Source organism: Streptomyces sp. NPDC016469 (genome assembly GCF_040632905.1).
Classification (GTDB): domain Bacteria; phylum Actinomycetota; class Actinomycetes; order Streptomycetales; family Streptomycetaceae; genus Streptomyces.
In genome coordinates, this window is the sequence record NZ_JBEYCQ010000019.1 from 1 (window position 1) to 23,243 (window position 23,243).

The window sequence follows — 23,243 nt, forward strand, 5'->3', positions numbered from 1 at the left end:
CGAGGTCCCCGAGTCGGGGGCCGCCGCCTCGCACCGCGTGTCCCGGTGTCAGCCCTTGCGGGCGCGGGCCGTCTTCTTGGCGGCGGGCTTCTTCGCCGTCGCCGTCTTGGCCGTCGCCGTCTTCCTGGCAGCCGGGGCGGACTTGGCGGCCTTCTTCCCGGCGGGCTTGCGGGCGGCCGGCACCGCGGCCTCGCTGACCCGGTCGGCGTCCAGGATGTCCTGGAGGAACTTCCCGGTGTGGCTGGCGGGGACGCCCGCCACGTACTCCGGGGTGCCCTCGGCGATGACCAGGCCGCCGCCGCTGCCGCCCTCGGGGCCCATGTCGACCACCCAGTCGGCGGTCTTGACCACGTCGAGGTTGTGTTCGATGACGATCACGGAGTTCCCCTTGTCGACCAGGCCGGAGAGCACCTTGATCAGCTTGGAGATGTCCTCGAAGTGCAGACCGGTGGTCGGCTCGTCCAGGACGTAGACCGTGCGGCCGGTGGAGCGCTTCTGGAGCTCGCTGGCGAGCTTGACCCGCTGGGCCTCGCCACCGGAGAGCGTCGGCGCGGACTGGCCGAGCCGCACGTATCCGAGGCCGACCTCGTTGAGCGTGCGCAGATGGCGGGCGATGGTGGGAACGGCCTCGAAGAACTCCAGGCCCTCCTCGATCGGCATGTCCAGCACCTCGGCGATGGACTTGCCCTTGTAGTGGACCTCCAGGGTCTCCCGGTTGTAGCGCGCACCGTGGCAGACCTCGCACGGGACGTACACGTCGGGCAGGAAGTTCATCTCGATCTTGATGGTGCCGTCGCCGGAGCAGTTCTCGCAGCGGCCGCCCTTGACGTTGAAGGAGAACCGGCCCGGCAGATAGCCGCGGACCTTGGCCTCCATCGTCTCCGCGAACAGCTTGCGGACGTGGTCGAAGACGCCGGTGTACGTGGCCGGGTTGGACCGGGGGGTACGGCCGATGGGCGACTGGTCGACGTGCACCACCTTGTCGACCAGGTCGTCGCCGTCGACCCGGGTGTGCCGGCCGGGCACCGACTTGGCGCCGTTCAGCTCGCGGGCCAGGTGGGTGTAGAGGATGTCGTTGACCAGCGTCGACTTGCCGGAGCCCGAGACGCCGGTGACGGCGGTCAGCACGCCGAGCGGGAAGGAGACGTCGATGTCCCGGAGGTTGTTCTCCCGGGCGCCGTGCACCGTGAGCAGCCGCGAGGGGTCCACGGGCCGCCGCACCTCGGGCACGGGGATCGACTTCTTGCCGGTCAGGTACTGCCCGGTGACCGACTTGTCGTTGGCCAGCAGCTCCTTGAGCGAGCCGGAGTGGACGACCTTGCCGCCGTGCTCACCGGCGCCGGGGCCGATGTCGACCACCCAGTCGGCGACCTTGATGGTGTCCTCGTCGTGCTCCACGACGATGAGCGTGTTGCCCATGTCGCGGAGGCGGACCAGGGTCTCGATCAGCCGGTGGTTGTCGCGCTGGTGCAGTCCGATGGAGGGCTCGTCCAGCACGTAGAGCACGCCGACGAGGCCGGAGCCGATCTGTGTGGCGAGCCGGATGCGCTGGGCCTCGCCACCGGACAGGGTGCCCGCGGCGCGGTTCAGCGAGAGGTAGTCCAGGCCCACGTCGACCAGGAACTTCAGCCGCTCGTTGACCTCCTTGAGGACCCGCTCGGCGATCTTCTTGTCGCGGGCGTTCAGCTTGAGGCGGCCGAGGAATTCGGCGCACTCGCTGATGGACATCGCGGAGACCTCGGCGATGGACTTCTCCATCACCGTGACCGCGAGGACGATCGGCTTGAGCCGGGTGCCCTCACAGGTCGGACAGGGGACCTCGCGCATGTACCCCTCGAAGCGCTCCCGGCTGGAGTCGCTCTCGGCCTCGGAGTGCCGCCGCTTGACGAACTGGACGGCGCCCTCGAAGGACGGGGTGGTGTAGGCACGCTCGCGCCCGTACCGGTTGCGGTAGCGGACCTCGGTCTGGATCTTGTGGCCGTGCAGCAGGGCCTTCTTGGCGCGCTGCGGCAGCCCGGCCCAGGGGATGTCCGTACGGAAGCCGAGGGCTTCGGCCAGGGCGTTGATCTGGCGGCCGAAGTACTCCTTGGTGTGGCCGTGGGACCAGGGGTGGATGGCGCCCTCGTCCAGGGACTTCTCCTCGTCCGGAACGATCAGCTCCGGGTCGACCTCCATGCGCGTACCGATGCCGGTGCAGTCGGGGCAGGCGCCGAACGGGGAGTTGAAGGAGAAGGAGCGCGGCTCCAGCTCCTCGAAGGAGAGGTCGTCGTACGGGCAGTAGAGGTGCTCCGAGTACATCCGCTCGCGCTCGGGGTCGTCCTCGGGGAGGTCCACGAAGTCGAGCACGACCATGCCGCCGGAGAGGCCGAGCGCGGTCTCGACGGAGTCCGTCAGCCGGCGCTTGGCGCTGTCCTTCACGGTGAGGCGGTCGATGACGACCTCGATCGTGTGCTTCTCCTGCTTCTTGAGCGTGGGCGGCTCGGAGAGCTGGATCGTGGTGCCGTCCACCCGGGCGCGGCTGTAGCCCTTGGTCTGGAGATCGGAGAACAGGTCCACGAACTCGCCCTTGCGCTCGCGCACCAGCGGCGAGAGCACCTGGAAGCGGCTGCCCTCCGGCAGGCCGAGGACCTTGTCCACGATGGCCTGCGGCGACTGGCGCGAGATGGGGCGGTGGCACTCGGGGCAGTGCGGCTTGCCGATCCGGGCGAAAAGCAGCCGGAGGTAGTCGTAGACCTCGGTGATGGTGCCGACCGTCGAGCGCGGGTTGCGCGAGGTCGACTTCTGGTCGATGGAGACGGCGGGCGACAGTCCCTCGATGAAGTCGACGTCCGGCTTGTCCATCTGGCCCAGGAACTGCCGGGCGTACGAGGAGAGCGACTCCACGTAGCGCCGCTGGCCCTCGGCGAAGATCGTGTCGAACGCGAGCGACGACTTGCCCGACCCGGAGAGCCCGGTGAAGACGATCAGGGAGTCGCGGGGGAGGTCGAGCGAGACGTTCTTGAGGTTGTGCTCGCGAGCACCACGGACGATGAGACGGTCGGCCACGCCGGTCCGCACCTTTCTAGAGAGAAGCGGGGGAACTGAGCCCCTCGCCCAGGGTATGGGGGGTGCCACAGCGGTGTACGGAGCTTTCGACTCCGAGCGTATAGCACGCACATTCGAATTGCGGACGGCTGAGAACTCCTTCACTCGAACGAGTGGCCGGGTCTAGGCTCGGCCTCATGACTGATCATGCGCACGACCTGGCAGCACTCCGTGAAGCGACGGATCGACTGCTCGGCGCCACCGGGAAACTGGACGACGCGGCGCTGTCCGAGCCGTCACGGCTGCCGGGCTGGAGCCGCGGTCATGTCATCGCGCATCTCTCCCGTAACGCCGACGCGCTCATAAATGTTCTCCGCGGCCTGCCTATGTACGCAGACAGCGAAACCCGCGACCGCGACATCGAGCGGGACGCCCCCCGGTCCGCCGCGCAGCAGCTGGCCGACCTGACGGCGAGCGCGGCCCGGTTCGTCGCGGCGGCGGCCGAGCCAGGGGACTGGTCGCGCACGGTGACCCTGCGCAACGGTGTGACGGACGCCGCCTCCCGCGTGCCGTTCCGGCGGCGCGGCGAGGTGGAGCTGCACCACGTCGACCTGGGCGTCGGCTACGAGCTGGAGGATCTTCCGGACGAGTTCACCGCGCGGGAGATCGACTTTCTGGCCGAGCGGTTCACCGGGCACCCGGAGGTCGTGCCGACGACGCTCGCCGACGACACCGGGCGGGTGTGGACGACCGGCGGCGGCGCGGAGGGCGGCCCGGTCGGGGTCCGGGGCACGGCGCCCGAGCTGCTGGGCTGGCTCAGCGGCCGGCGCGACGGCTCGGCGCTGACGGCCGACGGCGGAACGCTTCCGGCGCTGCCCCCGCTATAGGCTGAGGAACATGACGTACAGCGGAGCGGTCAGGGTCGGCGGGCCCGCCGATGTGCACGAACTGACGGATCTGATGATCTCGAAGGTCGCCGTCGGCCCGATGGACAACAACGCCTATCTGCTGCGCTGCCGGGCCACCGGTGAGCAGCTGCTGATCGACGCGGCCGACGAGGCCGGGACGCTGCTGCGGCTGATCGGTGACGACTCGATCCTCTCCGTCGTCACCACCCACCGTCACCGCGACCACTGGCGGGCGCTGGGTGAGGTGGTCGCGGCGACCGGGGCCCGCACCTACGCGGGGCGGTTCGACGCCGAGGGCATCGAGGTGCCGACGGAGGTCCTGGTCGAGGACGGCGACACCGTCCGGGTCGGCGAGGTGGCGCTCACCGCCCGCCATCTGACCGGTCACACCCCGGGCTCGATCACGCTCCTGTACGACGACCCGCACGGGGCGCCGCATCTATTCACCGGGGACTGTCTCTTCCCCGGCGGAGTCGGCAACACGCACAAGGACCCCGAGGCGTTCGCGAACCTGCTGCACGATGTGGAGACCAAGCTCTTCGCGCCGCTGCCGGACGAGACCTGGGTCTACCCGGGCCATGGGCGCGACACCACCCTGGGGGACGAACGGCCCCACCTGCCCGAGTGGCGCGCCCGGGGCTGGTGAGGCGGGGCCGTCCGTCCCCGTACCTGCGCGGCTAGACGCGGTCGCCGGTCTTCGCCTCGCGGGCCTCGGCCTCGGCCTTCTTCTTGTTGGCCATGAGGCTGGTGATCGTGGTGATGATCAGCACCCCGCAGATGACGCCGAGCGAGACCGGGATGGAGATCTCGGGGACGTGCACCCCGGACTCGTGCAGCGCGTGCAGCACCAGCTTGACGCCGATGAAGCCGAGGATCACCGACAGCCCGTAGCTGAGGTGGACCAGCTTCTCCAGCAGACCGCCGATCAGGAAGTACAGCTGGCGCAGGCCCATCAGGGCGAAGGCGTTGGCGGTGAAGACGATGTACGGGTCCTGGGTCAGGCCGAAGATCGCGGGGATGGAGTCCAGCGCGAACAGCACGTCGGTGGTGCCGATGGCCAGCATGACGACCATCAGCGGGGTCAGGACGCGCTTGCCGTTGTTGCGGATGAAGAGCTTGGTGCCGTGGTACCGGTCGGCGACGCCGAAGCGGCGCTCGATGTTCTTCAGGAGGCGGTTCTCCTCGAACTCCTCGTCCTCGTCATCGGCCCGGGCCTCCTGGATGAGCTTCCAGGCGGTGTAGATCAGGAACGCGCCGAAGATGTAGAAGACCCACGAGAAGTTGGCGATGACGGCGGCGCCCGCGGCGATGAAGACCGCCCGCAGCACCAGCGCGATCAGCACGCCGATCAGCAGCACCCGCTGCTGGAGGTGGGAGGGCACCGAGAACTTCGCCATGATCAGCACGAAGACGAAGAGGTTGTCGACGCTGAGCGACTTCTCGGTGATGTAGCCGGCGAAGAACTCGCCCGATGCCTGGCTCTCGCCGAAGACGAGCAGCCCGAGGCCGAAGAGGGCGGCCAGCGCGATCCAGACGATCGTCCAGATCCCGGCTTCCTTGGTCGACACGTCATGGGGCTTGCGCCCGATGAAGAAGTCGACGGCGATGAGGGCGCACAGACCAAAGATGGTCAGCGCCCAGAGGGTCCATGAAACGTCCACTGCGCCTCCGGCAGTTCGCTACGGGCTACTGATCAGCGTCGTCGCTGCCGGAGGTCTCTTCCACCCGGGCGCGCGGGCCGCGCACCTGGGCCGGCGCCCCGGGACCGGTCACAGTCCGTATTGACGGGAACGCCGCGTATGGGAGTACTCCCCTCCGCTCCATGAACGGTACAGGAAAGACCAAGGAAAGGTAAAGGGAAGCCTAAAGAATCTCCAAAACAGCAGGTCAAAGCCGGTTTACCACGCGCTTTACGAGGACTGGTCCGGCTTTACGGGGGCAGGCGGCGGCTCAGCGGTGCCCGGTGCGACGGGCGTGGGCCACCCGCTCCAGCACCTGGTCAAGGACCGCGCTCCCCGGCGGCGTCCTGGGCGGCTCGTACGTCCACGCGTGACCGACCCAGGGGTCGGCCAGATGGTCGTCGGCGACCGGGGTGACCCGCAGCAGCGAGCGCCACAGCGGGTCCAGGACCGGGCCGTACTCGGACGCCTCCTCCCGGTCCGCGACCATCATCAGGTGGACGCCCACGGACGGCCCCTCGTCGGCGAGGTAGCGCAGCTGGGTCACCGCCCGGTCGTCGAAGCCGTGCGGGAAGTCGTTGACGATCAGCAGCTGCTCGGCCGGATCCAGGTCCGGCGGCAGCGAGTCGGCGGCACCGGCCCGGATCGCCATCTGCACCAGGTCGACCCGCCGGGTGAGGTGGGCGAGGACCGAGGACACGCCCTGGGCCCCGGCGGCGGGCGGCGAGGGCAGCACCCCGGAGCGGACCAGCGGGGCGAGCGCTCCGGCGGCCGAACCGGCCGGGTCGATGACGTGGACCGCGAACTCGTTCGGCGGGTAGACCGCCAGCAGCCGGGACGCGTGCAGCACGGCGGTCTCCATCGCCAGCCTGCGCAGCTGGTCCGTGCCGGTCAGCGCGGCGGCCTCGGAGGCCGTGCGTCCGCTGTCGATCCACATGCCACGCTCCAGCGGCAGCCGGACGAGGAGCGGGATGCGCAGGTCGGCGCGCTCCGGGAGGTGGAGGTCGCCGATGCGCAGCGCCATGGGGATCTCCATCGGCACCCGGTAGCCGTGCCAGACGGGGTTGTCCCAGCCCGCGTAGGGGGCCGGGAGCGCGGGCTCCACGACGGCGGACTCGGCGGCGAGCTGGGCGAGGTCGCGGTCCAGCGACGCGCGGGCCCGGTCGGTCAGCTCGTCCCGCCTGGCGCGGGCCTCCTCGCGGGCCCGGTCGCCCCCGCCCCCGATGCGGCTGCGCGGGTCGGACAGGGTGCGCTCCAGCTCCTGGTCCATCCGGGACTCGGCGAAGTCGGCGGCGCTGCGGTAGGCGGCGACGGCCCGGGCCAGGTCCTCGAACATGCCCCACACCTGGTTGTACAGGCGCTCGTCCATGGACCAGCCGGTCGCGTCCCCGGCGACGGGCTGCGCGGGCTGCCCCGGCCGGGCGGGCGGCGCGGCCGGGGGCGGCGGCGGGGGTGCGGTGGACTGGCGGCGCGGGTGCGCGTAGTCGACCGGGCCGCCGGGGGCGGCCGGCTCCGCCAGCGGCTCGGGCTGCGGGGGTGTGGCCGGCGCGGGCGGCGGGACGGGCGGCTGCCCGTTGCCCGGGGCGGGGGCCGGGGCGGGCGCGTGCCTGACCCGGTCGCCCTCCGGGGTGCGGGGCGGCGGCGGGGCCACCGAGCGGGCCAGGCCCCGGGCGACCGCCTCCTGGATCGTCCCGGCCAGCTCGGCGGCCCGGTCCACGCCCTGGTCGGCGAGCATGGCCGCGAGGCCGCCGGCGTACCCCTGGCCGACCGCGCGGACCTTCCAGGCGCCCTGGCGGCGGTACAGCTCCAGGGCGGCGACCGCGGACTCGCTGTCGAGGCCGGTCAGCGTGAACGTGGCGATCTCGGCGCCGTCGAGGGCGGTGACCGCGACGAAGGGTGAGGCGACGGCACCGAAGCGGGTCGGGCCGCCCGCGCCGAGCGGGAGGGCCAGCAGCACCGTGACCCGGTGGACCCCGTCGGGCAGGGCGTCGAGGTCGACGGCGAGGCGGTGGTCGGCGGCGGCCTGCCGGGAGACTTCGAGGCCGTGCAGCTGCGGCGATCCGGGGTGGGCGATCCACTCGGCACCGGCCACTCTGCCGTGCTCGTCGCCGAGCGTGGCACCGGCCACGACGGGCGCCCCGGCCGATATCCGGATCTCCAGACGGGTCTGGGGCAAGGTGTGGTTCTGCCCCCGGACCAGCTCGGCCGTCATTGCCCTGTCCCCTCGACGTGTTACCGCTGGTGTTGACGAAAGTGTGTGTGCTGTTTCGGACCGTGCCGCGATGCGGGCAGCTCCCGGCGGCCGATGCCGCCGGGAGCTGCGCGTGACGCGATGCGGACCTCGCGGTCCGGTGTGCCGTCCTACAGGTGCGGCAGGATCGCCGGCATGAGGTCCTGGAAGGTGCGGCCGTTGGCCGGGGTGCCGATGGCGGTCATCTTCCAGCCGTTGCCCGCGCGGTGCACCTTCGCCATGATCTGCGCGGTGTACTGCCCGCCGCCGTCCAGCGTGTAGCGGGCGAGCTCCTGGCCGTTGGTCTCGTCCACGATGCGGCAGAAGGCGTTCTGCACCTCCTGGAACGTCTGGCCGGTGAAGGAGTTCACCGTGAAGACGATCTGGTCGATGTGGACCGGCACCCGCTGGAGGTCCACCAGGATCGCCTCGTCGTCGCCGCCGGAACCGGCGCCGCCCACGAGGTTGTCCCCGGTGTGCCGCACCGAGCCGTCGTCGCTGGTGAGGTGCCGGAAGAACACGACGTCGACCGGCTGCTTGTCGGCGAACAGGACGGCCGAGGCGTCCAGGTCGATCTCCCGGGTGCGCGAGCCGAACAGACCGCGGCGCGGTGCCGCCTGCCAGCCGAGCCCCATCCGTACCGCGGTCAGGGTCCCCCCGTCGCTCTTCTGCAGGCTGATGGCCTGACCCTTGGTCATATTGACCGTCACGCGCTGTCCCCTCTCCGCATTCCCCGCAACCGTCCTTGTGCGGTTTTCCAGCACCCTACGCAGTGGCGCCACTCGCGCGGAGGGCCTGGGCCGTTTTGTGTCGGTCCTGCAACATGCGGCCCGGGCCCCGGCCGGTCAGGCCAGACCGGCCTCGCGCATCTGGCGCAACTCCTTCTTCAGCTCCCCCACCTCGTCGCGCAGCCGGGCGGCGACCTCGAACTGGAGATCGGCCGCGGCGGCGCGCATCCGGTCCGTCATCTCCTCGATGATCCCGGCCAGTTCGGTCGCCGGGCGGTCCGTGACCACCGCCGCGTCCCGGCGCGCCTTGCCGGCCTTCGCGGACTTCCCTGCCGTCGCCGCCTTGCCGTCGCCCGGGACGGCGTGCTTGCCGAGGGCGGGCACGGGTGCCTTGCCCTCCTTCCCCTGGCGGTAGCCGGTGCCGAGCAGTTGCTCGGTGTCGACCTCCTCGCGCGCGATGGTGGCGACGATGTCGTTGATCTTCTTGCGCAGTGGCTGCGGGTCGATGCCGCGCTCGGTGTTGTACGCGACCTGCTTCTCGCGGCGGCGGTTGGTCTCGTCGATGGCCTGCGCCATGGCCGGGGTGACCTTGTCCGCGTACATGTGGACCTGGCCGGAGACGTTGCGCGCCGCGCGTCCGATGGTCTGGATGAGCGAGGTGCCCGAGCGCAGGAAGCCCTGCTTGTCGGCGTCGAGGATGGCCACGAGCGACACCTCGGGCAGGTCGAGGCCCTCGCGCAGGAGGTTGATCCCGACCAGGACGTCGTACTCGCCGGAGCGCAGCTCGCGCAGCAGCTCGATGCGGCGCAGCGTGTCGACGTCGCTGTGGAGGTAGCGGACCTGGATGCCGAGCTCCAGGAAGTAGTCGGTCAGGTCCTCCGCCATCTTCTTGGTGAGCGTGGTGACCAGGACCCGTTCGTCGCGCTCGGCGCGCACCCGGATCTCGTGCACCAGGTCGTCGATCTGGCCCTCGGTGGGCTTGACGACGACCTCGGGGTCGACCAGGCCGGTCGGGCGGATGATCTGCTCCACGAAACCGTCGCCGCGGGACAGCTCGTAGGTGCCCGGGGTGGCGGACAGGTAGACCGTCTGGTTGATCCGCTGGAGGAACTCCTCCCACTTCAGCGGGCGGTTGTCCAGGGCGGACGGCAGCCGGAAGCCGTGGTCGACCAGGGTCCGCTTGCGGGAGGCGTCGCCCTCGTACATGGCGCCGATCTGCGGGACCGTGACGTGCGACTCGTCCAGCACCAGGAGGAAGTCCTCCGGGAAGTAGTCGAGGAGGGTGTTGGGGGCGGTGCCGGGGGCGCGGCCGTCGAAGTGCATCGAGTAGTTCTCGACGCCGGAGCAGGTGCCGATCTGGCGGAGCATCTCGATGTCGTACGTCGTACGCATGCGGAGCCGCTGGGCCTCCAGCATCTTGCCCTGCTTCTCCAGCTCGGCCAGGCGCTCCTCCAGCTCCCGCTCGATGCCGCTGACGGCCTTCTCCATGCGCTCGGGTCCCGCCACGTAGTGGCTGGCGGGGAAGACGTGGAGGGACCGGTCCTCGCTGATGACCTCGCCGGTCAGCGGGTGCAGCGTGGACAGGGCCTCGATCTCGTCGCCGAACATCTCGATGCGGACGGCGAGCTCCTCGTAGACCGGGAAGATCTCGATGGTGTCGCCGCGCACCCGGAAGGTGCCCCGGGTGAAGGCCAGGTCGTTGCGCGTGTACTGGATCTCCACGAAGCGGCGCAGCAGCTGGTCGCGGTCGATCTCCTCGCCCACCTTGAGCTGGACCATGCGGTCCACGTACTCCTGCGGCGTACCGAGGCCGTAGATGCAGGAGACGGAGGCGACCACGACGACGTCCCGCCGGGTGAGCAGCGAGTTGGTCGCGGAGTGGCGCAGCCGCTCGACCTCCTCGTTGATCGAGGAGTCCTTCTCGATGTAGGTGTCCGACTGCGGGACGTACGCCTCGGGCTGGTAGTAGTCGTAGTACGAGACGAAGTACTCGACGGCGTTGTTGGGCAGGAGCTCGCGGAACTCGTTGGCCAGCTGGGCGGCGAGCGTCTTGTTCGGCGCCATGACCAGCGTGGGGCGCTGGAGCTTCTCGATCATCCACGCGGTGGTCGCGGATTTACCGGTGCCGGTCGCGCCGAGGAGCACGACGTCCTTCTCACCCGCGCGGACGCGCTTCTCCAGCTCGGCGATGGCCGCGGGCTGGTCGCCGCTGGGCTGGTAGGGGCTGACGACCTCGAAAGGCGCCACCGTACGTTCGATCTTCGAGACTGGCCGCATGCAACCACCGTACGACCCGCCACTGACAACGGGGCCGGTTCACCAGTCCGCGGACTCCACGGCGTCGCGCGGGCGGGAGTGGAAGGAGGCCGGGTCGGCGTACGTGCCGAAGCGGGGGACCTGGCCCCGGGCCGGGACGCCGGGGATCCGCGCGGCGCGCGGGTCGTCCCAGTCGGGCGTGCCCATGACCACCAGCGGATCGAACATGACGACGACGGCGGCCAGCACCAGGAAGCAGCCGGGGCCGAGCAGCATGGGCACCAGCAGCGAGCCGGCGCTGTCGCCCGGAACGTGGGCGGCGGTCGTGGCGGACGGGTGCAGGTGGACCCGGAGCGCGGCCATGCCGGTGTAGTGCATGCCGCTCACGGCGACGCCCATCACGACGCTCGCGCCGAGGCTGGGCAGGAAGCCGTGGATGGACACGGCGGCCCACAGCGCGGCGGTCGAGGCGACGACGGCGATGACCACGGAGAGGGCCACGGTGATCGTGTCGTACTCGAACTGCCCATCAAGCCTCATCCCGGCCATGCCGAGGTAATGCATGGAGGCCACACCGAGCCCGGTGATCGTGCCTCCCGTCACCAGGGCCATGCGGGTGGCGCCCCGGTACCCGACCAGGAAGATCCCGATGCCGACCATGACGATCGCGACGGCGAGGCTGGCGAAGGTGATCGGTTTGTCGTAGCCGATCGGCACCTCCTCGACGGAGAAGCCCACCATCGCGATGAAGTGCATGGTCCAGATGCCCGAACCTATGGAGGTCGCCCCGAGAGCCAGCCAGCCGGCCCTGAAGGAACGCTCGGTACGCAGTGACCGGGTGGTGCAGCGCAGGCCGAGCGCCGCGCCGAGGCAGGCCATGAGGAACGCCGCCGCAGGGGTCACCGCCCCGTAGCTGAAGCCGTCGATTGTGCCCTGCATCCTCGTACGCCCTTCGCAGCAGCAAGCCCGGGTCAGGACGATCCCAGGGCCTGTCGTCCCGGCACAAGGCCCGGCAGACACAACAGAAGTGCCGCATCTTATCGACCGGGCCGACGGCAGGTGACGTGGTCCCCGAGATGCGTTCACACGGTGGCCACCCTTCGCCTGTCCCCCGTTCGGGGGCGGCTGGGACGCTCGGCCCGTCCGCAACCCCGACGCAAGGAGTCCACGTGTACGCAGGCACCGCCACCGCCTCCGTCGCCGCCGCTGCCGTCATGGGCGCCGGCACGTTGCTGATGTCGAATCCGGGCGCCCCGGTCGCGGACACCCCGCTGATCCGGCACCCGGTCCAGCAGGTCGCCCCGGTCCGCCGGGCCGGCGACGCCGCGGCGGACCACCCGCGCGTCTACGCCCACCGGGGCGCCTCCGCGTACGCCCCCGAGAACACGCTCGCGTCCGTGGACAAGGCCGACGCGCTGGGCTTCGACTGGGTCGAGAACGACGTCCAGCTCACCAGGGACGGGGTGGTGGTCGTCATCCACGACACCGGCCTCGGGCGGACGACGAACGCCGAGGAGGTCTTCCCGGACCGCGCGCCCTGGGCGGTCAAGGACTTCACGGCCGCCGAGATCTCCCGGCTGGACGCGGGCGGCTGGTTCGGGCCGGCGTACGCCGGGAGCCGGGTGCCGACCCTGCGCCAGTATCTCAAGCGGCTCGGCCACAACGGACAGAACCTCCTGCTGGAGATCAAGAGCCCGGAGAGCTACCCGGGGATCGAGCGGGCGACCCTCCGGGTGCTGGACGAGGAGGGCTGGCTGGACCGGAGCCACGTCCGGGACCGCCTGGTGATCCAGAGCTTCGGTGCCGGCAGCGTGCGCACGGTGCACTCCCTGCGCCCGGACGTGGTCACCGGCTTCCTCGGTGCCCCGGCCGTCTCCCAACTGCCCGCGTACGCCGCGTTCGCCGACCAGATCAACCCCCCGTACGCCGGTCTGTCGGGCGGTTACGTGACGGCGGCGCACGCCTTGAAGGGCCCGCACGGCAAGGCGCTCCGGGTGAACCCCTGGACGGTGAACGACGCGGCGGCCGCGCGCCGGGTCCGGTCCATGGGGGTGGACGGCATCATCACGAACACCCCCGACGTCGTGCGCGCGGCCACCCGGGGCTGAGGCCGCCGGGGCCCGTTGTCAGTGGGCGGCCGTACGGTGGTGGCATGGACAGCAACGGGGTCGTCGAGTGGGCCGTCGTCGAGAGCGACATCGGTCCGTTGATGCTGGCCGCGACGGAGACCGGACTGGTCTGCGTGGTCTTCCACGCCCGCCCGGAGATACGGGACGGGGCGCTCGACCGGCTGCGCGGCCGGCTCGGCGCGGAGCCGGTGGAGGCCCCCGGCTCCGCCCGGCTGGCCGAACCGATACGCCAGCTCGCGGCGTACTTCGCGGGGACGCTGCGGGAGTTCTCGCTCGACCTGGACTGGTCGCTGACCGCCGGCTTCAACCGCCAGGTGCTGCGGGAGCTGGCGCGGGGTGTGCCGTACGGGGCAGTAGCCGGTTACGGGGATCTGGCCGAGCGGGTCGGCCGGCCGGGCGCGGCCCAGGCGGTCGGCGCGGCGATGGGGTCCAACCCTCTTCCCGTGGTGGTGCCGTGCCACCGGGTGGTGGAGAGCGACGGAGGGATAGGCGGCTTCGGCGGCGGTCCGGAGACCAAGCGGCGGCTGCTGGCCCTGGAGGGGGTGCTGCCGGAGCCGCTGTTCTGAGCGGAGCCGTCAGGCGGCGCCCGGGTCCGCATCGTCCGGCCGGTGCGCCACCATCACCGGCTGGAAGAAGCCCGTCGCCTCCGGCTCTTGCCAGGCTGGCTCCGTCAGGCCGGCCCGCCGGGCGAATCCGGTGAGCTGGTCCTGCCCGAGCGCCCAGTACGAGGTGCGGCGCGTGCGCACGTCCCAGCCCTCGTCGCCCTCCGCCGTGGGGTGCAGCTGGAAGTGCTCCAGGTCGTAGCGCTCGCCGTCCGGGCGCCAGTGCCACAGCTGGAAGGTGATGACCCGGCCGCCGGGCTCCTCCCTGACCTGCGGTGATGTGGACGCGGGCCGCTCGCTGCGCAAGCGGTCGTACGGCCGGGTGGTGACCAGCAGTACGCCGCCGGGGCGCAGCACCCTGCGCATCTCGCCGAGCGCCGCCTGCACCGCTTCCGGGGTGAGCAGGTGCGGCAGCGAGTTGTCGGCGCACACGACGACGTCGAAGGAGCGGTCGCCGAACGGCAGCCGGGTCATGTCGGCGGCCGTCGTGCGCAGCTCAAGGCCGCGCGCGGCCGCCTCCTTCGCGGCGCGGGCCGCCGCGGCGGGGCTCAGGTCGCTTCCGGTGACCCGGTGCCCGAGCGCGGCGAGGCCGAGCGCCTGGGTGCCGATGCCGCAGGCGCAGTCCAGCACGTCGTACGCGGCGCCCTCGCCGAGTGCCGTGCCGATCAGGCCCGACAGCGCGGCGGCCTGGCGCTCGATGCCGGCCTGCCAGTCGGCGTACATGAGGTCGTAGTCGGCGGCGAGGCCATCGTAGAAGTCACGTACGGAGAAGGCGTGTTGACCGGTTGTGGAAGGCATGGGCCGACCCTATGGCCTGATCGGCGCGGCTGCCGACGGAAGGTTTCGCGCCACCCGCCGGGCCGGCCCGGCCCTCGTACGTTTGAGTCCCGCCCACCCGCGACAGGGATGTGGACATGTCACTCAACGCGCCCCTCGCCGCCACCCCCTACGCGCCGGTCCTCTCCGCCGAGGTGCGGGCCGCCCTCGCCGCGCACCGGCCGGTCGTCGCCCTGGAGTCGACGATCATCGCCCACGGCCTGCCCCGCCCCCGCAACCTGCGGGTCGCCGGGGAGCTGGAAGGGCTCGTACGGTCCGCGGGGGCCGTACCCGCGACCGTGGCGGTGCTGGACGGGCGGGCCAGGGTCGGTCTCGACAAGGCGGAGCTGGAACGGGTGGCCGAGGACCCGGGGATGCGCAAGCTGGGGCACCGCGACCTCGCCCCGGCGCTGGCGGCCGGGGCGAGCGGGGCGACGACCGTGTCGGCGACCGCCTTCCTGGCTGCCCGGGCCGGACTGCGGGTCTTCGCGACCGGTGGACTCGGCGGGGTGCACCGGGGCTGGACCGAGACGCAGGACGAGTCCGCGGACCTGCGGCTGCTGGCGCGGACGGGGATCACCGTGGTCTGCGCGGGCGTGAAGTCGATCCTGGACGTCCCGGCCACGCTGCAACGGCTGGAGACGCTGGGTGTCGGGGTGCTCGGCTACGGCACGGATACGTTCCCCGGGTTCTACCTGAGCAGTTCCGGCGAGCCGGTCGACTGGACGGTGACCTCGCCCGGGGAGGTCGCCGAGGTGATGCGGGCCCAGGACGCGCTGGGCGGCCCCGAGGCCGCGCTGATCGTGGCCCGTCCCGTACCGGAGGAGGAGCAGTTGGACCCCGGTCTGCACGACCGGGTGCTGGCCGAGGCGCTGGAGGCGTGCCGGGAGCGGGGGATCACGGGGCAGGCGGTCACGCCGTTCCTGCTGGACCAGCTGGTGCGGCACACCGGGGGTGCCTCGCTGGAGGCGAACCTCGCCGCGGTGCGGGGCAATGTGGCGCTCGCCGCCCGCATCGCCACCGCCTGGACGGCGCGGTGAGCGGCGGCCTCCTCGTCGTCGGGGACGTGGTCACCGACGTGGTGGCCCGGCACGGATCGGCGCTGGCCCACGGCACGGACACGGCGGCCGTGATCCGGACGCGGCCGGGCGGCGCGGGGGCCAACGCGGCCTGCTGGGCGGCGCGCTCGGGCTGCCGGGACGTGCGGCTGCTGGCCCGGGTGGGCGCCGACTCGGCGGACTGGCACCGCGGTCTGCTGCGGCGGGCGGGGGTGCGCGGGCTGCTCGCGGTGGACGAGGAGGCGCCGACCGCGACCGTCGTCGCCCTGGTGGACGCCGCCGCCGAGCGCACCTTCCTCACCGACAGCGGCGCGGTGCTGCGGCTCTCCCCCGAGGACTGGTCGCCCGCGCTGCTCGACGGGGTCGCCCATCTGCACCTGTCGGGCTATCTGCTGTTCGCCGACACCAGCCGGGCGACGGCCCTGCTCGCCCTGCGGGAGGCCGTACGGCGGAACGTTCCGGTGAGCGTGGACCCCGCGTCGGCGGGTTTCCTGGCCGGGCTCGGCGTCGACCGGTTCCTCGCCCTGACCGAGCGGGCGGACCTGCTGCTGCCCAACGCGGACGAGGCCCGGCTGCTCACCGGCCTGCCGGACCCCGCGGACGCGGCCGCCAAGTTGAGCATGCCCGCCCGCCGGGTGGTCGTGACGCTCGGCGAGGGCGGGGCGCTGCTCGCCACCGGGGGCGCGGTGACCGGCCGGGTCCCGGCGGAGCCGGTCGGGCGGGCGGTGGACTCGACCGGGGCGGGCGACGCGTTCACCGGCGGCTTCCTCGCTGCCCGGCTGGCGGGCGCGGACGACGCGGAGGCCGCGGCGGCGGGATGCAGGGCGGGGGCGGAGGCCGTCACGACGGTGGGCGGGCGGCCGCCGTTGCCGGGCGAGTAGCCGGACTCGAACCCGCTACTCGCCCGGCAGCCCCGTCCACGCCGGGTGCCCCGGGTCGTCCGCGCGCACCACCGCGTCCGCGCCGTCGGCGGGCGCCACCTCGTCCTCGTACCGCTCGAAGGCGGGGAGGGTCCACAGCTCGTCCTCCGCCGTGCGCCTCCGCAGCGCACCCGCCGACAGCCGCAGGTGGACGGCGAGGTCGAACGGGAACCAGTGCCCGAGCAGCAGCGGCCCGTGCAGGACCAGCACCCCGCCTTCCGGCAGCCGCTGGTACGGGCTGCGGGTGGCCCGGTCCGTCGCCGGGTCCCACAGGTCGGGCAGCACCCGCCCGCTGCCGCCCGGTTCCAGGGGGCCGAACACCTCGCGCCACAGGGCGCCGGTGTCGAACCAGCTGCCGAAGTACGAGTCCGGGTCCCGTCTCCCGTACTCGTACCGCAGACTCGCCGGCCGCAGGAATCCGGCGGTGGACACGGGGAGCACCGCGCGGCCCCGGAGCCGCAGCGCCTCGGCGACGGATTCGGCCAGGTCGCCGGGGCGGGCGGCCGGGGCGCCGTCGACGGCGATCTTCACCCAGGGTCCGCCGTCGGCCGGTTCCAGCGCGTCGGCGTGCGCGGCGAGCGCGTCCGTCAGCCGTTCCCAGGTGATCGCTTCGAATCGCACCCGTCCATCATCGCGCGTCCCGCCCGGCGGCCGGATGCCGGAATCCCGCCACCGGAAACCGCCGGGCCGGTTACGGTCATGGCCATGGATCTTGAATTCGCCCGTGAGTTCGCGGCGCGCTGGCAGGACGACTGGAACTCCCGCGACCTGGAACGCATCCTGACGCACTACCACGAGGACGTGACCTTCAGCTCCCCGATGATCGCGCGGTTCACCGGTGATCCCTCCGGGACCGTGCGCGGCAAGGACGCCCTGCGGGCGTACTGGGCAAGGGGGCTCGAACTCATCCCGGACCTGGAGTTCGAGGTGATGGACGTCCGGGCGAGCGTCGACACGCTGGTGATCGACTACCGCAACCAGATCGGCGGCCGGGTGTACGAGGTGCTGACCCTCCGCGACGGGCTGGTGATCACCGGTCTCGGCGCGTACGGGGAGACGCTCGCCCGCTGACGGCGGCGGGCCGGCGGGCGAGCGCCCCGGAGGGGGTCACTTCGCCGGATCGCACACCACCGCCTCGGCGTCGTCGGAGAGTGCGCTGCCCCGCGGCAGCAGATAGGTCACCCAGAGCACGATGGGCTCGCTGCCCAGATTGCGGCCGATGTGGCGGTGGTTCCGGCCCGACTGCTCGACGAAGGACGTACCGGCCGGCGACACCTCGACCGAGCAGTCGTCCAGGGTGCGGGTGAGCGTGCCGGACTTGACGACGACGATCAGCTGTCCCTTGCGGGTGTGCCAGCCGGTGGAGCCGCCCGGCGCGGTGGTGAAGGTGACGTCCGCCCGCCCCTCGGGCGCGGTCACCCTCAGCGGGCCGGGCGAGGTGCCCTTGGCGACCCCGGTGGCGGTCACCCCGCTGCCGGGCGTGGCACCGGCCGCCGTCGGTACGAAGGCGAGCGCGGCCACGCCCACCGCGGTGACGAGCGTCCGGCCCAGCCGCCCCTGCCGTCCCCGCTGCCCCGCTGCCCCGCTGCCCCGCTCGTTCCTGCTGCCCCGTCAGCCCCTGCTGTCCCTCGGTCCTCACGCGTCTTTCCCGTCGTCGGGTGCCGGGACATCGCACATGTCCCGACGCTATCCGGAAGGGCTCCGCGGGAATCACGCCACCGGCATCCGGCCCAACCCGTGGCGGCCGTCAGCGACCGCGCAGCTCCTCGGCCAGCACGCCGTCCCCGTGGACCTCGATCCGGCCGTCCCCGACCGCCTCCGCGAAGGTCGGCCCGCCGCGCCCCAGCGCGAAGCACAGTTCCGCGTCGAGGACGATGCCCGCGTCGGCGTCGGCGGCGGGGCCGTCCCCGTACACCGGCTCACCGGCCGGCACCTCGCCCGTACGGATGTGGAACTCGCCCTCGTCAAGACGGACGTCGAGCACGCCCGTGGCAGCCCCCTTCAGGGCGTTCAGCAGCGGGAGTGCGAACCAGTGCGCCCGGACCGCGTCCGTGGGCCGCCGCTCGGCCAGCGCGGGGGCGCCCCACTCGGCGAGCGCGGTGAGGACCGGCAGCAGTCCGTGCCCGCGTGCGGTGAGTGCGTACACCGTGGCGGCGGCCGGCGGCGGGAGTTTGCGGCGGGTGACGAGGCCGCCCTGCTCCATGTCCTTGAGCCGGGAGGCCAGGACGTCCGTGCTGACGCCCGGCAGGTCGGCGTGGAGATCGGTGTAACGCCGGGGCCCGGCCAGCAGTTCACGGACGATCAGCAGCGTCCACCGGTCGCCGACCGCGTCCAGCGCCCGGGCACCGGCGCAGAACTGGTCGTAACTCCGGCGGCGGGCCGGGCGGGTAGAGGGCTGTGGCTGACGTGGCATGCGACGCAGTCTAGACATGTTGTTGGACTTTCCAAGCTCGAACTTGGTAAAACCAAGTATCGCAATCGGGTCGGGGAGGCACCGCATGGAATTCCGCCAGTCCAGCAAGCTCAACGAGGTCTGCTACGAGATCCGGGGCCCGGTCATCGAGCACGCCAACGCCTTGGAGGAGGCGGGCCACAGCGTGCTCCGGCTCAACACGGGCAACCCGGCTCTGTTCGGCTTCGAGGCGCCGGAGGAGATCGTCCAGGACATGATCCGGATGCTCCCGCAGGCCCACGGCTACACCGACTCGCGCGGCATCCTGTCCGCCCGGCGCGCCGTGGTCCAGCGCTACCAGGCGATGGGCCTGACCGAGGTGGGCGTGGACGACGTCTTCCTCGGCAACGGCGTCTCCGAGCTCATCTCGATGGCCGTCCAGGGGCTGCTGGAGGACGGCGACGAGGTGCTGATCCCGTCCCCGGACTACCCGCTGTGGACCGCCGTCACGACGCTGGCCGGCGGGAAGGCCGTGCACTACACGTGCGACGAGGCGTCGGACTGGAACCCCGACCTCGCCGACATGGCCTCGAAGATCACCGACCGCACCCGCGCCGTCGTGATCATCAACCCCAACAACCCGACCGGTGCCGTCTATCCGCGCGAGGTCCTGGAGGGCATCCTCGACCTGGCTCGCAGGCACGGCCTGATGGTGTTCGCCGACGAGATCTACGACCAGATCCTGTACGACGACGCCGAGCACCACAGCGTGGCGGTGCTCGCCCCCGACCTGGTCTGCCTCACCTTCAGCGGCCTTTCGAAGACGTACCGGGTCGCCGGGTTCCGCTCCGGCTGGATGGTGGTGTCGGGCCCGAAGCAGCACGCCCGCAGCTATCTGGAGGGGCTGACGATGCTCGCCTCGATGCGGCTGTGCCCCAACGCGCCCGCCCAGTACGCCATTCAGGCCGCGCTCGGCGGCCGGCAGTCGATCAAGGACCTGGTGGTGCCCGGGGGCAGGCTGTACGAGCAGCGCGACCGCGCCTGGCGGAAGCTGAACGAGATCCCGGGCGTGTCCTGCGTGAAGCCCAAGGGCGCGCTGTACGCCTTCCCGCGCATCGACCCGAAGGTGCACCCGATCGTGGACGACGAGAAGTTCGTCCTGGACCTGCTGCTGCGCGAGAAAATCCAGGTCGTCCAGGGCACCGGCTTCAACTACCCGCGCCCGGACCACTTCCGCATCCTGACCCTGCCGCACGCCGACGACCTCGACGCCGCGATCAGCCGCATCGGGCGGTTCCTGGCGGGGTACCGGCAGTGAGGTCCCCGGGGGCCTCACCGAATGGGAGCGGGCCCGGGGGCGTAGCCGGCCCCCGAGCCCTGTGTTGCCGCCTGCTGTCGCACACCGGCACGTTTAAGGTCCCGTGTCAGTTTTATGTCGTCGCGTCCTGCCTTTAGACGACCGCGGACCGAAGCTCCACGGGCCGGAGTCGAACCGGCATCTCGACGCACACGGGCACGGGCCCGGTCGATCCGGCGATAGGCGGCGCATGCTGAGCCTGGAGCGAGAGTCTGAGATTGATCACGGTCTGCCTCTGCCAGTTGGGCCACCCCGGCGCGTGCCCGTGCGCGGTGCACGGAAGTGCCGGGGGGAGGACTCGAACCTCCACCGGAACCGCTTCGTCACGACAAACTTCAGTTTCAGCTTTGCGCTCCTCGCGCACCCCGACGGCTTCGACGGCCGCCGGGGAATCCATGGTCGGTCACCCGAAGAGGTAACCGAAGACGGCGTCACCCACCCTCTGGTCCGTGACGTCCACGCCGTTGGCCTCCTCGCGGGCGAACTTGACGGCCTGCTGCAGCTTCTCGACCCGGTCGAGCAGTTCGTTGACCCGGCGCGCGGGCAGTGCCCCGGAGAACTTCACGGTCGTCCAGTAGCCGATCGGCACGTCCTCGTAGTACACCTCGACCTGCGCCGGGTGCTTCTCGGTGGCCTCCGCCTTCACATGGTTGCGGGGCACCTTCTTGGTGCGCAGGGTGCGGACCGGCTCGGTCTTCCAGGCGTCGGTGGACGGGTCCTGGGTCCACGCCTCGGCGGCGTCGAGCACCGGCAGCTTCCGGACGAAGGTGTTGATGTCGATGAGCTGCTTCTCCAGGAAGAGCAAGTAGGACACCGGTACGTCACTCACCAGGACCCGGCCGTCGACCGTCACGTCGGCGCGGGCCGCGCAGTTCGCCCAGTCCTTCGTGGCGGTCACGTCGAACAGGCGGGTGAGCGTCTTGGCGGTCTCCCGCAACACGTCCTCGGCCTTGACCTGCACCAGCGTCGACTCGGGCGGCAGCTGCTCGCCCTCCTCGTCCTTCGGCTGGTAGGTCCGGGAGATCCCGGCCAGGAGGCCCGCCTTCTGGAGGCCGTGATGCGCCGCCGTCAGGTCCTGGTGTGCCTTGGACTTGACGCCCTTCTCCACTGCGATGATCTGATTGAGTTTCGCCACGCCGAGGAAACTAGCAGCGCCAACAACGCCTGGGCCAAAGGTTTTCTGGTGAGCCGGTCGCCTTCCGCGCGCCGGGGCGCGCCCGCCCGATCGGGTGGTTTCCCGGTGGCGCCCGGCTGCCGCCGCCCTGGGCCGGGGCCCGCTTGCGACAGTGGGGCCCGCGCGTCCGCGCCTCTCCCGTATCCGGATCGAAGGGCTCCCCCATGCCTCTCCTGTCCCGCACGACCGCCGCGACTGAGCCGGCCGGCCCCTCCGACGACCGCCGCCCGCGCCGGCGTACCGCGCTCGTCGCCGCCGCGGCGGGCATCGCCGTCCTGGCGGTGGGCACGCCCGTCGCGTACGCCACCCTGGGCTCGGGCGCCTCGCCGGAGCCGCGCCCCGCGGTGGCGGGGGCCGTCCGGGGGCAGGACTACGTGGAGACCCGGCTGCTCTTCGGCACCGAACGCCCGGACGGCGGACCGGACGTGACCGACCGCCAGTTCCTCGCGTTCATCGACGAGGAGGTCACCCCGCGCTTCCCGAACGGACTGACCATCCAGGACGGCCGGGGGCAGTGGCGGGACTCCCACGGCGCCATCGAGCGCGAGCGCAGCTACGAGCTGACACTGCTCTACCCGGCCTCCGAGGCGCGGGTGCGCGGCCGCCAGATCGAGCGCATCCGCAACGCCTACGAGAAGGCGTACGCCCAGGACTCGGTGGCCCGGCTGGAGGAGCGGCTGACGGCCGACTTCTGAGCCCCGCCCCGTTCGGTCCGGGCCAACCGGCCGCGTCACGCGCCGGGTGTACGGGGCCGGGCAAGCACCCTGGCCGCCGCGTGCGCGCCCGCCACGGCGACCGGGAGGATCGCCAGTCCGGCCGCCGTCCCACGGGCGCCGCCGACCGGGATGCCCGCCGCCCGTAGCCGGCGCAGTGCCCAGAGCGAGTACGGGATGACGACGGTCGGCGAGGTGGCCACGCCCGGGGTGTAGCCGCCGTACGCCGCCGACTGCGCGATGTGCACCACCCCGTGGAGCCCGAATCCGGCCAGGACGGTACGGAAGAGGGGGCTGCGCCCGCCCGTGCGCGCCCCGTCGGCGGCGGCCGCCGCGATGAGCACACCCATCAGGCCGATGGCCGTGTTCACCTCGCGCTGCGAGAGGTCCGCCCGGTCCCACACCCGGTCGGGCACCCATGGCAGCCGCTTCCTGAGCCTCGGCCGCGCGGTCCGGAGCCAGCCCGCCATGGTGGCGATCTCCTCCAGGTCGTTGGCCGCCCAGGCGGCCAGCAGCCCCCAGGTCACCGCTCCGGAAACGCCGGAGTCCCGGTCGTCCTTCATACGCATCCCCCTGCGTGTCGTGTACCGACGATCAGCCGCAGCCTATAATGCAACGCAACGTTGCGTTGCATTATTCCCCCGGAGCCGCCATGACCGCCCCTCCCCCGCACCCCCGCCCCGACAAGGGCCCCCGCGCCGCCGAGGCGATCTTCGACGCCACCCTGCGGCTGCTCGCCGAACGCGGGTACGCGGGACTCACCATCGAGGCCGTCGCCCAGGAGGCCGGGGTCAACAAGACGACGATCTACCGCTGGTGGCCGTCGAAGGCGGCGCTGCTGCGCGCGGCGCTGCTCCGGGCCCGGGTGCTGGACGTCGACATCCCCGACACCGGTTCGCTGCGCGGGGACCTGATCGCCCTCACGGAGCAGGTGGCCGCCCTGGTCACCGGCGTACGGACCCGGGCGGTCGTGCGGGCCCTGGCCTCGGGGTCGGGGCTGGCCGACGACGAGCTCGCCGCGCTGGCCCGGGACTTCTTCGCGGACCGGTTCGCGCGCGAGCAGCCGGTGTTCGCCCGGGCCGCCGCACGCGGGGAGCTGCCCCCGGGGGCCGAGCCGAAGCTGCTGCTCGACCTGATCGCCGGGGCCGTGTGGGTGCGGACGGCACTCAGGAACGAGCCCGTACCGCCCGGGTTCGCCGCCGCCGTGGTCGACGCGGTGCTGCCCGCCGGGCGGACCTGAGCCCTCGGGGCGCCGGG

General features: G+C 72.0%; 22 protein-coding genes and 1 tRNA gene. 10 read left to right on the plus strand and 13 right to left on the minus strand.

What is annotated here, in order from left to right:
* Positions 1 to 48 precede the first annotated feature (48 nt).
* A complete protein-coding gene (uvrA, locus tag ABZ565_RS21965) occupies positions 49 to 3,045 on the minus strand; it encodes an excinuclease ABC subunit UvrA (RefSeq protein ID WP_361029317.1) in 2,997 nt (998 codons plus the stop codon).
* Between the two features lie 176 nt (positions 3,046 to 3,221).
* Here uvrA and ABZ565_RS21970 point away from each other — a divergent pair, with 176 nt between their 5' ends.
* Positions 3,222 to 3,911, plus strand: coding sequence for a maleylpyruvate isomerase family mycothiol-dependent enzyme (locus tag ABZ565_RS21970; protein ID WP_361029320.1), 690 nt, complete (start codon positions 3,222 to 3,224; stop codon positions 3,909 to 3,911).
* Between the two features lie 10 nt (positions 3,912 to 3,921).
* On the plus strand, positions 3,922 to 4,578 hold the full coding sequence (locus tag ABZ565_RS21975; RefSeq protein ID WP_361029323.1) for an MBL fold metallo-hydrolase: 657 nt from the start codon (positions 3,922 to 3,924) through the stop codon (positions 4,576 to 4,578).
* 31 nt (positions 4,579 to 4,609) lie between these two features.
* On the opposite strand, the gene ABZ565_RS21980 is transcribed toward ABZ565_RS21975, so the two are convergent.
* From ABZ565_RS21980 to ABZ565_RS22000, 5 genes are all read right to left on the minus strand, one after another.
* Positions 4,610 to 5,593, minus strand: a complete 984-nt coding sequence (locus ABZ565_RS21980; protein WP_361029326.1) for a TerC family protein — start codon at positions 5,591 to 5,593, stop codon at positions 4,610 to 4,612.
* 289 nt (positions 5,594 to 5,882) lie between these two features.
* A complete protein-coding gene (locus ABZ565_RS21985; protein WP_361029329.1) occupies positions 5,883 to 7,823 on the minus strand; it encodes a TerD family protein in 1,941 nt (646 codons plus the stop codon).
* 149 nt (positions 7,824 to 7,972) lie between these two features.
* On the minus strand, positions 7,973 to 8,551 hold the full coding sequence (locus tag ABZ565_RS21990) for a TerD family protein (protein ID WP_361029331.1): 579 nt from the start codon (positions 8,549 to 8,551) through the stop codon (positions 7,973 to 7,975).
* A gap of 135 nt (positions 8,552 to 8,686) precedes the next feature.
* The gene (gene uvrB, locus ABZ565_RS21995) at positions 8,687 to 10,846 is read right to left on the minus strand and encodes an excinuclease ABC subunit UvrB (protein WP_361029334.1); all 2,160 of its coding nucleotides are present in this window, start codon (positions 10,844 to 10,846) and stop codon (positions 8,687 to 8,689) included.
* 39 nt (positions 10,847 to 10,885) lie between these two features.
* Entirely contained in the window at positions 10,886 to 11,764 is an 879-nt protein-coding gene (locus ABZ565_RS22000; RefSeq protein WP_361029337.1) for an MHYT domain-containing protein, read from the minus strand.
* 230 nt (positions 11,765 to 11,994) lie between these two features.
* Between ABZ565_RS22000 and ABZ565_RS22005 the strand changes: the two genes are divergently transcribed.
* Positions 11,995 to 12,933 (plus strand): glycerophosphodiester phosphodiesterase family protein, encoded by a 939-nt coding sequence (locus ABZ565_RS22005; RefSeq protein ID WP_361029340.1) that lies wholly within the window; start codon positions 11,995 to 11,997, stop codon positions 12,931 to 12,933.
* Between the two features lie 44 nt (positions 12,934 to 12,977).
* Positions 12,978 to 13,520 carry a methylated-DNA--[protein]-cysteine S-methyltransferase gene (locus tag ABZ565_RS22010; protein WP_361029343.1) on the plus strand — a complete coding sequence of 181 codons (543 nt, stop codon included), beginning with the start codon at positions 12,978 to 12,980 and terminating at the stop codon, positions 13,518 to 13,520.
* A 9-nt stretch (positions 13,521 to 13,529) separates the two neighbouring features.
* On the opposite strand, the gene ABZ565_RS22015 is transcribed toward ABZ565_RS22010, so the two are convergent.
* Positions 13,530 to 14,354, minus strand: coding sequence for a class I SAM-dependent methyltransferase (locus ABZ565_RS22015; protein WP_361029346.1), 825 nt, complete (start codon positions 14,352 to 14,354; stop codon positions 13,530 to 13,532).
* A 116-nt stretch (positions 14,355 to 14,470) separates the two neighbouring features.
* Here ABZ565_RS22015 and ABZ565_RS22020 point away from each other — a divergent pair, with 116 nt between their 5' ends.
* Both ABZ565_RS22020 and ABZ565_RS22025 read left to right on the plus strand, forming a co-directional pair.
* Complete coding sequence (locus ABZ565_RS22020; RefSeq protein WP_361029349.1) at positions 14,471 to 15,412, plus strand: pseudouridine-5'-phosphate glycosidase; 942 nt, start codon at positions 14,471 to 14,473, stop codon at positions 15,410 to 15,412.
* The gene (locus ABZ565_RS22025; protein ID WP_361029352.1) at positions 15,409 to 16,311 is read left to right on the plus strand and encodes a PfkB family carbohydrate kinase; all 903 of its coding nucleotides are present in this window, start codon (positions 15,409 to 15,411) and stop codon (positions 16,309 to 16,311) included. Before ABZ565_RS22020 ends, ABZ565_RS22025 begins: the two co-directional genes overlap by 4 nt.
* A gap of 15 nt (positions 16,312 to 16,326) precedes the next feature.
* Here ABZ565_RS22025 and ABZ565_RS22030 read toward each other — a convergent pair whose 3' ends face one another.
* Positions 16,327 to 16,971 (minus strand): uridine kinase, encoded by a 645-nt coding sequence (locus ABZ565_RS22030; protein WP_361029355.1) that lies wholly within the window; start codon positions 16,969 to 16,971, stop codon positions 16,327 to 16,329.
* A gap of 84 nt (positions 16,972 to 17,055) precedes the next feature.
* Between ABZ565_RS22030 and ABZ565_RS22035 the strand changes: the two genes are divergently transcribed.
* Positions 17,056 to 17,421, plus strand: a complete 366-nt coding sequence (locus ABZ565_RS22035; protein ID WP_361029358.1) for a nuclear transport factor 2 family protein — start codon at positions 17,056 to 17,058, stop codon at positions 17,419 to 17,421.
* A 36-nt stretch (positions 17,422 to 17,457) separates the two neighbouring features.
* On the opposite strand, the gene ABZ565_RS22040 is transcribed toward ABZ565_RS22035, so the two are convergent.
* Positions 17,458 to 17,901, minus strand: a complete 444-nt coding sequence (locus ABZ565_RS22040) for a cupin domain-containing protein (RefSeq protein ID WP_361029688.1) — start codon at positions 17,899 to 17,901, stop codon at positions 17,458 to 17,460.
* A gap of 196 nt (positions 17,902 to 18,097) precedes the next feature.
* Positions 18,098 to 18,763 (minus strand): helix-turn-helix domain-containing protein, encoded by a 666-nt coding sequence (locus ABZ565_RS22045; RefSeq protein WP_361029361.1) that lies wholly within the window; start codon positions 18,761 to 18,763, stop codon positions 18,098 to 18,100.
* A gap of 85 nt (positions 18,764 to 18,848) precedes the next feature.
* Between ABZ565_RS22045 and ABZ565_RS22050 the strand changes: the two genes are divergently transcribed.
* A complete protein-coding gene (locus ABZ565_RS22050) occupies positions 18,849 to 20,060 on the plus strand; it encodes a pyridoxal phosphate-dependent aminotransferase (RefSeq protein WP_361029364.1) in 1,212 nt (403 codons plus the stop codon).
* Positions 20,061 to 20,382: 322 nt separating this feature from the next.
* Here ABZ565_RS22050 and ABZ565_RS22055 read toward each other — a convergent pair.
* Together ABZ565_RS22055 and ABZ565_RS22060 are read right to left on the minus strand one after the other, a co-directional pair.
* Positions 20,383 to 20,469: transfer RNA gene (locus ABZ565_RS22055), tRNA-OTHER, on the minus strand.
* Positions 20,470 to 20,502: 33 nt separating this feature from the next.
* Entirely contained in the window at positions 20,503 to 21,234 is a 732-nt protein-coding gene (locus tag ABZ565_RS22060; protein ID WP_361029367.1) for a hypothetical protein, read from the minus strand.
* A gap of 203 nt (positions 21,235 to 21,437) precedes the next feature.
* Here ABZ565_RS22060 and ABZ565_RS22065 point away from each other — a divergent pair, with 203 nt between their 5' ends.
* Entirely contained in the window at positions 21,438 to 21,968 is a 531-nt protein-coding gene (locus ABZ565_RS22065; protein ID WP_361029370.1) for a DUF3574 domain-containing protein, read from the plus strand.
* A 35-nt stretch (positions 21,969 to 22,003) separates the two neighbouring features.
* Here the strand turns inward: ABZ565_RS22065 and ABZ565_RS22070 are convergent, their stop codons facing one another.
* Positions 22,004 to 22,549, minus strand: coding sequence for an HXXEE domain-containing protein (locus ABZ565_RS22070; RefSeq protein WP_361029373.1), 546 nt, complete (start codon positions 22,547 to 22,549; stop codon positions 22,004 to 22,006).
* An 89-nt stretch (positions 22,550 to 22,638) separates the two neighbouring features.
* Between ABZ565_RS22070 and ABZ565_RS22075 the strand changes: the two genes are divergently transcribed.
* Positions 22,639 to 23,226 (plus strand): TetR/AcrR family transcriptional regulator, encoded by a 588-nt coding sequence (locus tag ABZ565_RS22075; RefSeq protein ID WP_361029376.1) that lies wholly within the window; start codon positions 22,639 to 22,641, stop codon positions 23,224 to 23,226.
* Positions 23,227 to 23,243: the final 17 nt, after the last annotated feature.

What these genes read in the sequence shown, in the direction of transcription:
- ABZ565_RS21970 (WP_361029320.1), top strand. Translation starts at nt 3,222, where the DNA reads ATGACTGATCATGCGCACGACCTGGCAGCACTCCGTGAAGCGACGGAT.
- ABZ565_RS21975 (WP_361029323.1), top strand. Translation starts at nt 3,922, where the DNA reads ATGACGTACAGCGGAGCGGTCAGGGTCGGCGGGCCCGCCGATGTGCAC.
- ABZ565_RS21985 (WP_361029329.1), bottom strand. Translation starts at nt 7,823, where the DNA reads ATGACGGCCGAGCTGGTCCGGGGGCAGAACCACACCTTGCCCCAGACC.
- uvrB (WP_361029334.1), bottom strand. Translation starts at nt 10,846, where the DNA reads ATGCGGCCAGTCTCGAAGATCGAACGTACGGTGGCGCCTTTCGAGGTC.
- ABZ565_RS22000 (WP_361029337.1), bottom strand. Translation starts at nt 11,764, where the DNA reads ATGCAGGGCACAATCGACGGCTTCAGCTACGGGGCGGTGACCCCTGCG.
- ABZ565_RS22010 (WP_361029343.1), top strand. Translation starts at nt 12,978, where the DNA reads ATGGACAGCAACGGGGTCGTCGAGTGGGCCGTCGTCGAGAGCGACATC.
- ABZ565_RS22015 (WP_361029346.1), bottom strand. Translation starts at nt 14,354, where the DNA reads ATGCCTTCCACAACCGGTCAACACGCCTTCTCCGTACGTGACTTCTAC.
- ABZ565_RS22020 (WP_361029349.1), top strand. Translation starts at nt 14,471, where the DNA reads ATGTCACTCAACGCGCCCCTCGCCGCCACCCCCTACGCGCCGGTCCTC.
- ABZ565_RS22035 (WP_361029358.1), top strand. Translation starts at nt 17,056, where the DNA reads ATGGATCTTGAATTCGCCCGTGAGTTCGCGGCGCGCTGGCAGGACGAC.
- ABZ565_RS22045 (WP_361029361.1), bottom strand. Translation starts at nt 18,763, where the DNA reads ATGCCACGTCAGCCACAGCCCTCTACCCGCCCGGCCCGCCGCCGGAGT.
- ABZ565_RS22050 (WP_361029364.1), top strand. Translation starts at nt 18,849, where the DNA reads ATGGAATTCCGCCAGTCCAGCAAGCTCAACGAGGTCTGCTACGAGATC.
- ABZ565_RS22065 (WP_361029370.1), top strand. Translation starts at nt 21,438, where the DNA reads ATGCCTCTCCTGTCCCGCACGACCGCCGCGACTGAGCCGGCCGGCCCC.
- ABZ565_RS22070 (WP_361029373.1), bottom strand. Translation starts at nt 22,549, where the DNA reads ATGAAGGACGACCGGGACTCCGGCGTTTCCGGAGCGGTGACCTGGGGG.
- ABZ565_RS22075 (WP_361029376.1), top strand. Translation starts at nt 22,639, where the DNA reads ATGACCGCCCCTCCCCCGCACCCCCGCCCCGACAAGGGCCCCCGCGCC.